Origin of the sequence: Actinophytocola sp. NPDC049390 (assembly GCF_044466355.1) — a bacterium.
Classification (GTDB): Bacteria; Actinomycetota; Actinomycetes; order Mycobacteriales; family Pseudonocardiaceae; genus Actinophytocola.
The window spans coordinates 39,273-52,661 of the sequence record NZ_JBITMQ010000029.1; the positions used below are offsets into that span (position 1 = coordinate 39,273).

Consider the following 13,389-nt stretch of genomic DNA (forward strand, 5'->3'; position numbering starts at 1 on the left):
ACCTGCGGTGGGCTTCATATCGAAATTCTGCGATACTTCGATGTGTGACACGAGACATCGGTACGTTCGGGCTCTACACCTTCGACTTCGAGCACCAGCCCGCCTCGCTCATCCGGGACGAGGTCCAGGAGCTGGACGAGCTGGGGTGGCGCGGGCTCTGGTTCCCCGAGGTCGGCGGCCGGGAGGCGTTCTCGCTGGCCGGGCTGCTGCTCGCCGCGTCGGAACGGATGCACGTCGTCAACGGCATCGCGACGGTCACCGCCCGTGAGGCGTGGGCGGCGCACGGCGGCGCGGCGCTCCTGGCCGACGCCCACCCGGACAGGCACCTGCTCGGCCTCGGGGTCTCCGCGGGACGACCGGGCACCACGCCGCTCACCCTCATGAACACCTACCTCGACGAGCTGGACGCGTTCGACCCGCCGGTGCCGCGCGTGCTCGCCGCCTACGGACCCAGGATGCTCGCCATCGCCAGGGACCGGGCCATCGGCGCACACACCTACCACGTCAACGTCGCGCACACCGCCCAGGCGCGGGAGATCCTCGGCCCCGACCGGTTCCTCGCGGTCGAGCACGCGGTGCTGTTCGAGACCGACCCCGCGCGGGCGCGGGCGGTCGCGCGGGAGCACCTGCACCCCTACCTGACCACGCCGTTCAACGTCGCGAAGTTCCGCAGGCTCGGGTACACCGAGGACGAGATCGCGGGCGGCGGCAACGACCGCATCGTCGACGACCTCGTGTTCTGGGGCGAACCGGACTCGATCGCCGACCGGCTGCGCGGGCACCTCGACGCGGGCGCCGACCACGTCGCCGTGCAGGTGATCGGCGTGGAGAAGGGGCGGTCCGCGATGCCGTTCTGGCGGCTGCTGGGCGACGTGGTCAGGCCGCCGCGGGCAGTGGTGTAGTCGGCAGGGCGGGGGCCGGGGCGCGGGACAGCACGACCGCGGTCGTGTTGTCCCGCGTGCCCGCCGCCACGGCCGCCGCCACCAGCGCCTCCGCCGGGTCGGCCGCGGTGCGCAGGATGGTGGTCATCGCGTCGTGCGCCAGGGTCTTGTGCACGCCGTCGGTGGTGAGCAGCAGGTTCGCGGCGCCGGTGGCGGTCAGGCCGTACTCGTCGACGGCCGACGTGCGGACGCTCGTGGTCACGAGGTGCTCCATCCGCGGCTCGACCCGGCCGCCGCGGTCGCGGTGGTACTGCGCGAGCGTGTGGTCGCTGGTGAGCTGCCAGAGGTCCACGCCGTTCCACGCGTACGCGCGGACGTCGCCGACCCAGCCGATGTGGTAGCCGCCCGCGTACGGCTGGGCCACGACGAGCACGCAGTCCCCGTCGGACACGGCGTCGTGCGCGGCGGACAGCGCGGCGATCGGACCCGCCGAAGCCAGCACTGACCGCCGCGTCCACGGCGGTCAGTGCTGCCCGCGCGGCCTCTGAGCTGTCGCCGACGCCGTCGGCCAGCGCCATCACGCCGCCCGCCGTGGCGACCGCGTCCGCGTTCACCGACCGGGGTCCCCGACTGCTCGCCGTGCGCCATGCCGGCTGTGGTCGCATCGCGGCCTCCTCGCTGTCCCTACTCGCGAGGATCCGGGCGCCACCTGTGAGATCGCTGAGGGTGCTGTGAACGGGAACTGTGAAGATCGGCTGTGCGACCCAAACGTCGGACTCCGGGCCGGTCCCCGGAGTCCGACGGTCACGGTCGAATCAGCAACCGCACTTGCCTCCGCAGCAGTCGCTGCTACCACAACCACCGCACCCGCAGCTACAACCGTCCACCAGCATGCCGACCTCCTGCCTGGGAACTCTGTGCGCACAAAATGGTACGGGCGGTCGCGGACCGGGCACATCCCGCAAACGTGTGGAGATATGCGAATGAATCGGTGCACTCATGCCGTGAGCAGGGCCGCCCTGATCGCCTGTGCGCGGTCCGCGTGCCTGCGTGCCGTCGCCGGGTCGCCCCTCGTCTCGTACAGGCGGGCGAGCAGTTCGGCCACGTCCGCCTCGGACCGGCGGTCGCCGTTGCGGTGGTGCAGGTCGAGCGCGGTGGCGAGCAGCCGGTCCGCGTCGGCCAGGTCACCGTCGGCCAGGCACAGCTCGCCGAGGCTCTGGTTGGTGTAGCCGACGCAGTGCTCGTCGTCCAGCTCGCCGAAGATCACCAGTGCCCTCGCGATGTGCTCACGTGCCGCCACCAGGTCACCGCGTTGCTGGTGGAGCGCGGCGAGCCGCTTCAGCGCGTGGGCCTCGCGGTGCCGGTCGCCGATGGCGGCGCACAGCTCGTACGCGTCGGTGAACCAGCGACCCGCCGGGGCGAGGCAGCCGAGCGCGAGCCACACCGAACCGGCCGCGAGCCTGGCCACCGCCTCGCCGTGCCGGTCGCCGACCCGCGCGAACAGCCCGAGCGCGGCGTGGCAGTGGTCGAGCGCCTGTTCGTGCTCGCCGACCAGCCGCAGCACCGTGCCGAGCCCGGCACGCGCGACCGCGGCACCCTGCGCGTCGTCGATGCGGGCGAACAGGTCGCAGGCGGCGGTGAACGCGGACCGGGCGTCGGCGTACGCGTCCCGGTACAGCGCGACCTGCCCGAGGTTGCGCAGCACGATCGCCTCGCCGCGCACGTCCCCTGCCCGGCGGGCGGCCGCCAGCCCGACGGTGTGCGTGCGCTGCCAGTCGTCCTGGTTGCCGCGCAGGTCGAAGAACGGCGCGAGCGTGGTCGCGAGCCGCCACGCGTGGTCGTCCGCGCCCCACGCCTCGGCGAGCGACACCATCGCGACGCACGCGTGGTGCTCGGCCTCGAACCACGCCGCCGGGGCCGGCATCGGCTCGGCCTTCTCCGCCAGCACACCGAAGTACGGCATCCCGGCCGCCGCCGACGACGCCCGCGCGAGGTAGCCGTCCAGCACCCGCACCACCGCCCCGCGGTCCTTTTCGGACAGCTCGGCGGCGTAGCAGCGCAACAGGTCGTGCAGCCGGTAGCGGGGCGCGCCCGTGTCGTCGGAGCCCACCAGCTCGACGAGGTGGTTGTCCACCAGCAGGTCCAGCACGTCGTCGGCGGAGTCCCGCGCCAGCAGCGCGGCCACCACCCAGCCCGGCCACCGCACCGGCCCGAGCAGGCCGAGCAGCCGGAACGCCCGCGCCGCGTCGGGCGGCAGCGACGCGTAGCTCAGGCCGACGCTCGCGCGCACGGCGAGGTCGCCGACGGCCAGCTCGTCGAGGCGGCGGCGCTCATCGCGCAGCCGGTCGGCGAGCGTGCGCAGCGTCCAGCCACGCCGGTGCGCGAGGCGGGTGCCCGCCACCCGGATCGCGAGCGGCAGGTGCCCGCAGAACCGGAGGATCGCGGCCGCGCTCTCCGGTTCCGCGCGGGTGCGGGCGGCGCCGACGATGCCGTCGAGCAGCCGGGTGGCCTCGACGTCGGGCAGCACGTCCAGCTCGACCGGTCGCGCGCCGACCAGGTCGGGCAGCATGACCCGGCTCGTCACCAGCACCGCGGACCCGCCCGCGCCGGGCAAGAGCGGCGCCACCTGGGCGGCGTTCGCGGCGTCGTCGAGCAGAAGCAGCACGCGGCGGGCGGCGAGCGCGGACCGCAACAGCGCGGTGCGTTCCGCGAGACCGTGGGGCAGCTCCGTGTGGCCGAGCGCCCGCAGCAGCTCGGGGAGCACGTCGGCGGGTTTGCGCGGGGACGTCGACGTGCCGGCGAGGTCGACGTGCAGCTGACCGTCCGGGAACGACGCGCGCACCAGGTGTGCGACCCGCACGACCACCGCCGACTTGCCCACCCCGGGCGGCCCGGACAGCACGACCACCGCGGGCCGGTCGCGGTCGCGGACCTGCCACACGAGGTCGTGGACCAGGTCGTCGCGGCCGGTGAAGTCGGGCAGGTCGAGCGGCAGCTGGCAGACGGGAGCCAGCGCGGCGAGCAGCGCGGCGCCCGGTGCCGCGCCCAGCTCGTCGCGGAGGATCCGCTCGGCCTCGGTGTAGGCCTGGATGGCGTCGGCGCGGCGGCCCGCCGCGGTCAGCGCGTGGATGAGCAGCTGCCACAGGTCCTCGCGCAGCGGGTGGTCGCGGAGCATGCCGCGCAGCTCGGCGGCCGCCGCGTCGTGGTCGCCGCGTTCGATCCGCGCCCGCAGCCGGTCCTCGCGGGCGGACAGCCACATCTCGGTGGCGCGGGCGGCGGTCGCGTCGAACACGTGGCTCTCCGGCAGGTCCGCCAGGAACGGGCCGCGCCACAGGCCCGGGTCGCGGGTCTCCTCGAACCGGCAGAGGTCGATCTCCCCGGGGTCGGCCCGCAGCAGGTAACCGCCGGGCCGGTGCTCGATGCGGTTGTCGAGCAGGCGCCGCAGGCCGTGCACGTAGGTGCGCACGTTCGCGGCGGCCGAGCGCGGCGGGGACTCCGGCCACAGCACGTCGACCAGCACGTCCGTGCTCACCGCGCTGTTCGGTCGCATGAGGAGGGTGGCCAGCAGCAGCCGCGGCTTGGGTCCGCCGAGCGCGACGGAGCGCCCCTCGACTTCGGCTTCGAGGGGCCCGAGCACGCGGAACAGGACCGTCACCACCGAGTGAGATCGTATGCCGCGTGTGTGCGGGATGGAACAGTCCGTGCGCTACTGGTCTCGCAGCGTGGCTACGTCGAGGGTGCCGTGCGTGATCCGGACGCGGCCCGCCGGGGCGTCGGAGTCGATCTCCGGGTGGTCGTCGCTCGCCACGGTGACCGCCAGGTGGTGGCCCTCGGCGAGGCGGTGCCGCGGCTTGTTCACCGCGACGAGCAGCGACGAGTGGCCGCCGTAGCTCACGCCCATCTGCCCGACGCGGCCGTTGGACCACGACCGGGTGCCCAGTTCGGTCCCCCTACCGCGGAAACGTCCTGGTCGACGGCCTGATTCTCACCACCCGCCGGTCGCGTCGGCGCGGGCAATGTCGCATGCCTGAAACATTCGCGAACGTGTGGGTAACAAGCGTTCCTTAGCGTCCTCTTCAGCCGAATCGAGGAGGACAGCGCGTGACGATCGCGGCCAGCCCGATGTCGGTGAGCACCGGCACCGTCGACACACACTGCCCGTACTGCGCGCTGCAATGCGGAATGCGGCTCACGGGTACCGAGATCGAACCGCGCGACTTCCCCACCAACCGGGGCGGCCTGTGCCAGAAGGGCTGGACCGCCGCCACCCTTCTCGACTCGCCGGGCAGGCTGACGACGCCGCTGGTCAGAGTGGACGGTGTGCTGCGTCCCGCGAGCTGGGATCGCGCCCTCGACCTGGTCGCGAACCGGGTCATCGACCTGCAGGCACGCCACGGGCGGGACGCCGTCGCGGTGTTCGGCGGCGGTGGGCTGACGAACGAGAAGGCGTACCTGCTGGGGAAGTTCGCCCGCGTCGCCCTGGGTACCTCGCGGATCGACTACAACGGACGGTTCTGCATGTCCTCGGCGGCCGCTGCCGGGGTGAAGGCGTTCGGCATGGACCGTGGCATGCCGTTCCCCGTCGAGGATCTCCAGGGCGCGAACGCGATCCTCCTGGTGGGTGGCAACCCGGCGGAGACGATGCCGCCGTTCGTGCAGCACCTGCGGGGCGCCGAGTTGATCGTGGTCGACCCGCGCCGCTCGGCCACGGCCGAGTTGGCCGCGCTGCACCTGCAGCCCGCACCGGGCACGGACCTCGCTCTGGCGCTGGGCATCCTGCACGCGGTGGTCGCGGACGGGCACCTGCGCCACGACTACCTCGCCGCCCGCACGGTTGGTTTCGACGACGTGTGGCGTATCGCCACCGCGTGGTGGCCGGAGCGGGTGGAGCGGGTGACCGGCGTCGCCGCCGCCGACCAGCGGGCGGCGGCCGCGATGCTGGCCGCGGCGGGCAACGCGTACGTGCTGACCGCGCGAGGGACCGAGCAGCACGCGCGCGGCGCCGACACCGTCAGCGCGTGGATCAATCTCGCGTTGGCGCTGGGGCTGCCGGGTAAGCCGGGCTCCGGGTTCGGCTGCCTCACCGGGCAGGGCAACGGGCAGGGCGGCCGTGAGCACGGTCAGAAGGCCGACCAGTTGCCCGGCTACCGCAAGCTCGACGACCCGGCTGCTCGCGCGCACGTCGCCGCGGTGTGGGGTGTCGACCCGGACGACCTGCCCGGGCCCGGGCCATCCGCGTACGAGCTGTTGGACTCCGCGCCCAGGGGCCTGCTGGTGTTCGGCAGCAACGTGGTCGTGTCGGCGCCGCACGCCGCCCGGGTCACCGAGCGGCTCGCGGACGCGGACCTGCTCGTGGTCGCGGACGTGGTCATGTCCGAGACCGCCGCGATGGCCGACGTCGTCCTCCCGGTCACGCAGTGGGCCGAGGAGGACGGCACGATGACCAACCTCGAAGGCCGGGTCCTGTTGCGCCGCAAGGCCATCGGCGCACCGGTCGGGGTGCGGAGCGACCTGGACGTCCTGCGCGGGCTCGCTACCCGGCTCGGGCAGCCGGAGGACCGGTTTCCGGTCGATCCAGAGGTGGTGTTCGACGAGTTGCGGCGGGCGTCGGCGGGTGGGATCGCGGACTACGCGGGGGTGTCCTACGACCGGCTGCGCGCGGGGGACGCAGTGCACTGGCCGGTGCCGTCCGTGGATCACCCCGGCACGCCCCGCGTGTTCCTCGACCGGTTCGCCCACCCCGACGGGCTGGCCCGGTTCGTCGCGGTCGACCACAGCGGCCCCGCCGAACCACCCGACGACGACTTTCCCTTGCAGGCCACCACGGGCCGGGTGCTGCAGCACTACCAGTCCGGCGCCCAGACCCGGCTGGTGCCAGAGCTGAACGCTGCCGTGCCGGAGATGTACGTGGAGGTCCACCCGGACACCGCGGCCCGCGCGGGGCTCGCGGACGGGGCGATGGCCGAGGTCGTCTCCCGCCGCGGCACGGTCCGCGCACGGGTGCGGACCGTGCCGACGATCCGTGTCGACCTGGTGTTCCTGCCGTTCCACTTCCCCGGCGACGCGCGGGCGAACCTGCTCACCAACCCCGCGCTGGACCCGACCAGCCGCATGCCCGAGTTCAAGGTGTGCGCCGTGCGACTGGAGGCCGTGACGTGAGGAAGATCGTCATCGTCGGGTACGGTATGGCCGGGTCCCGGCTCGCGGAGGAGATCCGCAGGCGGGATCGGGACAACGTCGCCGTGACGGTCGTCGGCGCCGAACGCCACCCCGCGTACAACCGGATCCTGCTGTCCAGTGTGGTCGGTGGCGGGATGACCCCGGACATGGTGCGGCTGCACGACGAGGGCTGGGCGCACCGGCACGACGTCGACCTGCGGCTCGGCACCAGCGTCACCGGGATCGACCGCGTGGCACGGAGAGCCGCGCTCGACGACGGCTCGTCCGTGGACTACGACGCTCTGGTGCTCGCCACCGGCAGCCGCCCGTGGCTCCCGCCGACCGAGGGCCTCGTCGTCGACGGCGCGGTCGCCCCGGGTGCGGTCGCGTTCCGCACGCTCGACGACTGCGACAGGATCGTCGCCGCGTCCCGGCCCGGCGCGCCGGTGGCGGTGGTCGGCGGTGGGCTGCTCGGGCTCGAAGCGGCCAGAGGTCTGGCGAGCCGCGGCAACCTCGTCACGGTCGTGCATCCGGTCGGCCACCTGATGGAACGCCAGCTCGACCCCGGTGCGGGCGCGGTGCTCGCGGCGCGGCTGGCCACGCTCGGCATCGAGGTGCGGCTGAACGTGAAGGCCGCCCGGTTCGTGCCCGGCGACGGCCTGAAGCTCGACGACGGCACCCACGTGCCCGCCGACCTGGTCGTCGTGTCGGCGGGCGTGATCCCCGAGACCACCCTGGCCTCGGCCGCGGGCCTGACCGTCGAACGCGGCATCGTCGTCGACGACCTGTTGCGCACCAACGACTTCCGCGTCCACGCCATCGGCGACTGCGCCCAGCACCCCGGCACCGTGTCCGGGCTCGTGCAACCGGCGTGGGAACAGGCCGCGGTGCTCGCCGACCTGCTCACCGGCGCCCGTCCGGCCGCCCGCTACCGCGGCACGCCCGTCGTGACCCGGCTGAAGGCCAAGGATGTCGACCTGGCGGCGCTCGGCGACGTCCACGCGGGCATGGACAGCGCGGACGCCGAGGTGCTGTGCCTGTCCGACCCGACGGGTGGCCGGTACGCGAAGCTCGTTCTGCGTGACGACCGGGTGTCCGGCGCCATCGTGCTCGGCGCGCCGGACGCGGCCGCCGCCATCACGCAGCTGTACGACCGGGGGATCCCCGCGCCGTCCGACCGGCTCGCGTTACTGCTCGGCCGCGCACTCCCACCGGGTGCGTCGGCCGCGCACAGCCCGGCAGACCTACCGGCGGCGACAACGGTGTGCCGCTGCAACACCGTCAGCAAGAGCCAGCTGGTGAAGGCGTGGCGCGGCGGTGCCCGCGGCGTCAACGGCCTCGCCCAGGCGACCCGCGCGACCACGGGTTGCGGCGGCTGCCGCGACACCGTCACCGCGATCGCCGACTGGCTCGCCACCGCCGATGAAGGCACGGCCTGAACCTTCCGAGGAGACCGCGACCTTGACCGCCACCATCACATCGACACCCGCACCCACCCGCCGCAAAGGCCGCTGGATCGACGACTGGAACCCCGACGACGAGGAGTTCTGGGAGACACGCGGCAAGAAGATCGCCCGCAAGAACCTCGTCTTCTCGATCTTCGCCGAGCACCTCGGGTTCGCGATCTGGGTGCTGTGGTCGGTGGTCGTGATCAACCTGGCCAACGCCGGGCTGCCCATGACCCTGTCGGAGACGTTCTGGCTCACCGCCATGCCCAACCTCATCGGGTCGGCGCTGCGCATCCCGTACACGTTCGCGGTCCCGCGCTTCGGCGGTCGCCTGTGGACGGTCATCAGCGCCAGCCTGCTGCTGGTCCCGTCGCTGGCTTTGGCGGTCGTGGTGCCCAGCGGCTGGCTCGCGAGCCAGTCCCACGACACCCAGTTCTGGGTGCTGCTGGCCTGCGCGGCGACAGCGGGGGTCGGCGGCGGGAACTTCTCCTCGTCGATGGCGAACATCTCGTTCTTCTACCCGGAACGCAAGAAGGGCCTGGCGCTCGGCCTCAACGCGGCGGGCGGCAACCTCGGCGTGGCCGTCGTGCAGTTGGTCGTGCCGCTCGTGGTGCTCATCGGGGTGCCGGCGGCCGCGGCACGGCTGCCGCGGCACGAGGTGCACCTCGCGTACGCCGGGCTGATCTGGATGCCGTTCGTGGTGGTCGCGGCGCTGTGCGCGTGGCTGTTCATGGACTCGATCACCCACGCGCGCGCTGACGCGAAGTCCTACGTGTCCTCGCTGCGGCACGGGCAGACGTGGATCATGTCGGTCCTCTACATCGGCACGTTCGGCTCGTTCATCGGCTACTCGTTCGCCCTGCCACTCGTCATCAAGAACACGTTCCCGGAGTTCCTGGCGCAGCACCCGTTCATCGCCACCTATCTGGCGGGTCTCGGGTTCATGGGCGCCCTGATCGGGTCCGTGGCCCGGCCGTTCGGTGGCTGGCTGTCCGACCGGATCGGCGGCGCGCGGGTGACGCTGTGGTGCTTCGTCGGGATGGGCGTGTTCACCGTGCTGGCGATCGTCGGGGTGAACGCGCACAGCTTCGCGCTGTTCTTCGGCTCCTACATGGTGATCTTCCTGCTCTCCGGTGCGGGCAACGGGTCCACGTACCGGATGATCCCGGTGATCTTCGGTGAGCTGGGCCGTAAGGAGGCCGCGGAGAAGGGTGTCGACGCGGGTCAGACCGCGTTGACGTTCAAGCGTGAGGCCGCCGCGGTGATCGGCATCGCGGGTGCGATCGGGGCGTTCGGCGGGTTCCTCATCCAGCTGATCTTCCGGCAGGCGAGCCTGGGCGTCACCGCGCAGGTGACGGCCGCGGAGACCCTGGCCGAGAAGCAGGCGGTGGCGGCGGCGGGCGACGACTGGTCCACCTCGGCGCTGTACGTGTTCCTCGCCGCCTACGTCGTCTTCGCGTTCATGACCTGGTTCTACTACCTGCGCAGGAGCTTCGCGGTCGCCCGCGTCCCGAGCCTCGCGCACGCGGGGGTGTAGCAGATGAGAACACTGGTGGTGGCAGGCAACGGGCCCGTCGGGCACCGGCTCGTGCGGGCGCTGCGAGACAAGGACGTGACCGGGCAGTGGCGGGTGGTCGTGTTCGCCGAGGAGTCCCGGCCCGCGTACGACCGCGTCGCGCTGACGTCCTACGTGGACACCTGGAACCCGCTCGACCTGCAGCTCGACGGCGCCACCTTCGACGGCGACGACCTGGTGGACCTCCACCTCGGCGACCCGGTCACGGCGATCGACCGGGCGGGGAAGAAGGTCACCACCCGCGGCGGTGCGGTCGTGGGGTACGACGCGCTCGTGCTCGCCACCGGGTCCTACCCGTTCGTGCCGCCGGTACCCGGCCACGACCTGCCCGGCTGCCACGTCTACCGGACCATCGAGGACCTCGACGCGATCCGTGCGGACGCGGAGAAGGCCGCGCGCGGACGTCGTGCCGCGCTGGTGGTCGGCGGCGGTCTGCTCGGGTTGGAGGCCGCGAAGGCGTTGCGGGACATGGGACTTTCCCCGCACGTCGTCGAGCTGGCGCCGCGCCTGATGCCGCTGCAGGTCGACGACGGCGGCGGCGGGCTGCTGCGCATGCTGATCGAGCGGCTCGACGTGACCGTGCACCCCGGCACCGGCACCCAGTCCATCGACGAGGACCGGGGCCGCCTGCTCGCGAAGCTCGGCAACGGCACCGAACTGGACGTGGACCTGGTCGTGTTCTCCGCGGGGGTGCGGCCCCGGGACGAGCTGGCCCGCACGGCCGGGCTCGACGTGGGCGAACGCGGAGGCGTCGCGGTCGGCGCCGACTGCGTCACCAGCGACCCCGACATCTACGCCATCGGCGAGTGCGCGTGCGTCGACGGCGCCGTGTACGGGCTCGTCGCGCCCGGCAACGCGATGGCCGACGTGGTCGCCGACCGGCTCCTCGGCGGCGACGCCGTGTTCGAGAGCGGCGACACGTCGACCAAGCTGAAGCTGATGGGTGTGGACGTCGCGAGCTTCGGCGACGCGCACGCCCGCACCGAAGGCGCACTGGAGGTCGTGTTCAACGACGCGGTCGCGGGCACCTACAAGAAGCTCGTGGTGTCCGACGACGCGAAGACGCTGCTCGGTGGTGTGCTCGTCGGTGACGCGGCGCAGTACCCGCTGCTGCGCCCGCTCGTCGGCCGCGACCTGCCGGGCGACCCGGCCGCCATGATCGCGCCGTCCGGCGGGGCCGCCGTCGGGATCGGTGCGTTGCCGGACGAGGCGCAGGTGTGTTCGTGCAACGCGGTGACCAAGGGCGCGATCAACGGCGCGATCGCGCAGGGCTGCGCGGACGTGCCCGCGCTCAAGTCGTGCACCAAGGCGGGCACCACGTGCGGGTCGTGCGTGCCGATGCTCAAGCAGCTGCTGGCCGCGGCGGGGGTCGAGCAGTCCAACGCGCTGTGCGAGCACTTCCCGCAGAAGCGTGCGGACCTGTTCGAGATCCTGCGTTCCACCGGCATCCACTCGTTCAGCGAGCTGGTCTCCCGCTACGGCACCGGCCGCGGCTGCGACATCTGCAAGCCCGCGGTCGCGTCCATGCTCGCGTCGCTGGGCAACGGGCACGTGCTCGACGGCGAGCAGGCCGCGTTGCAGGACACCAACGACCACTTCCTCGCGAACATGCAGCGCAACGGCACCTACTCGGTCGTGCCGCGCATCCCCGGCGGCGAGATCACGCCCGAGAAGCTGATGGTGATCGCTCAGGTGGCACAGGACTTCGGGCTCTACACCAAGATCACCGGCGGGCAGCGGATCGACCTGTTCGGCGCGACCGTCGACCAGCTGCCCGCGATCTGGCGGCGGCTCGTCGACGCCGGGTTCGAGTCCGGGCACGCGTACGGCAAGGCGTTGCGGACCGTGAAGTCCTGCGTCGGTGACACGTGGTGCCGCTACGGCGTGCAGGACTCGGTGCGGCTCGCGATCGACCTGGAGCTGCGGTACCGGGGGCTGCGGGCACCGCACAAGATCAAGGCCGCGGTGTCCGGCTGTGCCCGCGAGTGCGCGGAGGCGCGGTCGAAGGACTTCGGCGTGATCGCCACCGAGCACGGCTGGAACCTCTACGTCGGCGGCAACGGCGGCTTCACGCCCCGGCACGCGGAGCTGTTCGTGTCCGACGTGTCCACTGAGGAGCTTTATCGCTACGTCGACCGGTTCCTCATGTTCTACGTGCGCACGGCCGACCGGCTGCAGCGCACCGCCGCCTGGATCGAGGCCATGGACGGCGGGATCGAGCACCTGCGGGAGGTGATCGTGGCGGACACCCTCGGCATCTGCGACGACCTGGACGCGGCGATGGCCAAGCACGTCGAGTCCTATGCGGACGAATGGGCGGGAGTACTCGACGACCCGGCGAAGCTCGCGCGGTTCACGTCGTTCGTGAACGCACCCGGCACCCCGGACCCGACGATCTCGTTCCGCGAGGAACGCGGCCAGCCGGTGCCGCTGGGCATGCCCGTGGCGGTGACGCGATGACCACCACACAGGCGTGGACGCGGGTCTGCGGGCTGGGCGACCTCATTCCCGACCGCGGGGTGGCGGCGCTGCTGGACGGCGGTGAGCAGGTGGCGATCTTCCTCACCTCCGAGGGCGCCGTGCACGTCGTGTCCAATGTGGACCCGTGGAGCGGGGCGGCGGTGCTGTCGCGGGGGCTCGTCGGCGACCTCGGCGGTGTGCCGGTGGTGGCGTCGCCGATGCACAAGCAGCACTTCGACCTGCGTACGGGGGAGTGCGTGGACGACCCGGCCGTGTCGGTCGCGGTGTACCCGGTGCGGGTCGAGAACGACGACATCCTGGTCGGCCTGCCGTGACCACCCCGCTGGCGGGCTACACGGTGGGCGTCACCGCCGCCCGCCGCGCCGACGAGCTCGGCGCACTGCTGGCACGGCGTGGTGCCACCGTCCAGTTCGGACCGGCGATCCGGCTCATCCCGCTCGCCGACGACGAGGACCTGCTGAGGCAGACGGAGGCCGTGATCGACTCGCCACCGGACGTCGTGGTCGCGACGACCGGCATCGGGTTTCGCGGGTGGGTCGAGGCCGCGGAGGGCTGGGGACTCGGCGACGCGCTGCTCGCCGCGCTCGGCAGGGCGACCGTGCTCACGCGCGGCCCGAAGGCGAAGGGCGCGGTGCGCGCGGCCGGGTTGGTGGAGGCGTGGGCGCCCGCGTCGGAGGGGAGCGCGGAGCTGCTGGACTACCTGTTGGCACAGGGGGTTGCGGGGAAGCGGGGGGGGGGGGGGGGGGGGGGGGGTGTTGGGAGCTGGGCGGTCATGGCGGGGGCGCCGCGGTGGGGGGCGGGCTTGTGTGGTGCGACGGGGTGGGGATGGATGAGGAGGCCCATC

10 protein-coding genes are annotated in these 13,389 nt (G+C 72.7%); 7 read left to right on the top strand and 3 right to left on the bottom strand.

Translation table 11 applies throughout. From position 1 onward, the window contains the following. Nucleotides 1–44 precede the first annotated feature (44 nt). Nucleotides 45–902 carry a TIGR03620 family F420-dependent LLM class oxidoreductase gene (locus ACIBVP_RS44345; protein ID WP_396112590.1) on the top strand — a complete coding sequence of 286 codons (858 nt, stop codon included), beginning with the start codon at nucleotides 45–47 and terminating at the stop codon, nucleotides 900–902. Here ACIBVP_RS44345 and ACIBVP_RS44350 read toward each other — a convergent pair. The 3 genes from ACIBVP_RS44350 to ACIBVP_RS44360 form a co-directional block, all read right to left on the bottom strand. Beyond that, nucleotides 877–1,383: a PP2C family protein-serine/threonine phosphatase gene (locus tag ACIBVP_RS44350; RefSeq protein ID WP_396112591.1), complete on the bottom strand. Its 507-nt coding sequence runs from the start codon at nucleotides 1,381–1,383 to the stop codon at nucleotides 877–879. The genes ACIBVP_RS44345 and ACIBVP_RS44350 overlap by 26 nt on opposite strands. A 495-nt stretch (nucleotides 1,384–1,878) precedes the next feature. Further along, nucleotides 1,879–4,539: a BTAD domain-containing putative transcriptional regulator gene (locus ACIBVP_RS44355; protein ID WP_396112592.1), complete on the bottom strand. Its 2,661-nt coding sequence runs from the start codon at nucleotides 4,537–4,539 to the stop codon at nucleotides 1,879–1,881. Between the two features lie 48 nt (nucleotides 4,540–4,587). Beyond that, on the bottom strand, nucleotides 4,588–4,821 hold the full coding sequence (locus ACIBVP_RS44360) for a CocE/NonD family hydrolase (RefSeq protein ID WP_396112599.1): 234 nt from the start codon (nucleotides 4,819–4,821) through the stop codon (nucleotides 4,588–4,590). Between the two features lie 182 nt (nucleotides 4,822–5,003). Between ACIBVP_RS44360 and ACIBVP_RS44365 the strand changes: the two genes are divergently transcribed. From ACIBVP_RS44365 to ACIBVP_RS44390, 6 genes are all read left to right on the top strand, one after another. Then, nucleotides 5,004–7,040 carry a molybdopterin oxidoreductase family protein gene (locus ACIBVP_RS44365; RefSeq protein ID WP_396112600.1) on the top strand — a complete coding sequence of 679 codons (2,037 nt, stop codon included), beginning with the start codon at nucleotides 5,004–5,006 and terminating at the stop codon, nucleotides 7,038–7,040. Next, nucleotides 7,037–8,479 (top strand): FAD-dependent oxidoreductase, encoded by a 1,443-nt coding sequence (locus tag ACIBVP_RS44370; protein ID WP_396112593.1) that lies wholly within the window; start codon nucleotides 7,037–7,039, stop codon nucleotides 8,477–8,479. The genes ACIBVP_RS44365 and ACIBVP_RS44370 overlap by 4 nt, the downstream gene beginning before the upstream one ends. A 22-nt stretch (nucleotides 8,480–8,501) precedes the next feature. Continuing rightward, nucleotides 8,502–10,025 carry an MFS transporter gene (locus ACIBVP_RS44375; protein ID WP_396112594.1) on the top strand — a complete coding sequence of 508 codons (1,524 nt, stop codon included), beginning with the start codon at nucleotides 8,502–8,504 and terminating at the stop codon, nucleotides 10,023–10,025. 3 nt (nucleotides 10,026–10,028) lie between these two features. Beyond that, the gene (gene nirB, locus ACIBVP_RS44380) at nucleotides 10,029–12,524 is read left to right on the top strand and encodes a nitrite reductase large subunit NirB (protein ID WP_396112595.1); all 2,496 of its coding nucleotides are present in this window, start codon (nucleotides 10,029–10,031) and stop codon (nucleotides 12,522–12,524) included. Continuing rightward, a complete protein-coding gene (gene nirD / locus ACIBVP_RS44385; RefSeq protein ID WP_396112596.1) occupies nucleotides 12,521–12,859 on the top strand; it encodes a nitrite reductase small subunit NirD in 339 nt (112 codons plus the stop codon). Before nirB ends, nirD begins: the two co-directional genes overlap by 4 nt. Further along, the coding region (locus ACIBVP_RS44390; RefSeq protein WP_396112597.1) for a uroporphyrinogen-III synthase at nucleotides 12,856–13,389 on the top strand (534 nt) is incomplete at its 3' end. The genes nirD and ACIBVP_RS44390, both read left to right, overlap by 4 nt.

What these genes read in the sequence shown, in the direction of transcription:
- ACIBVP_RS44365 (WP_396112600.1), top strand. Translation starts at nt 5,004, where the DNA reads ATGTCGGTGAGCACCGGCACCGTCGACACACACTGCCCGTACTGCGCG.
- nirB (WP_396112595.1), top strand. Translation starts at nt 10,029, where the DNA reads ATGAGAACACTGGTGGTGGCAGGCAACGGGCCCGTCGGGCACCGGCTC.
- nirD (WP_396112596.1), top strand. Translation starts at nt 12,521, where the DNA reads ATGACCACCACACAGGCGTGGACGCGGGTCTGCGGGCTGGGCGACCTC.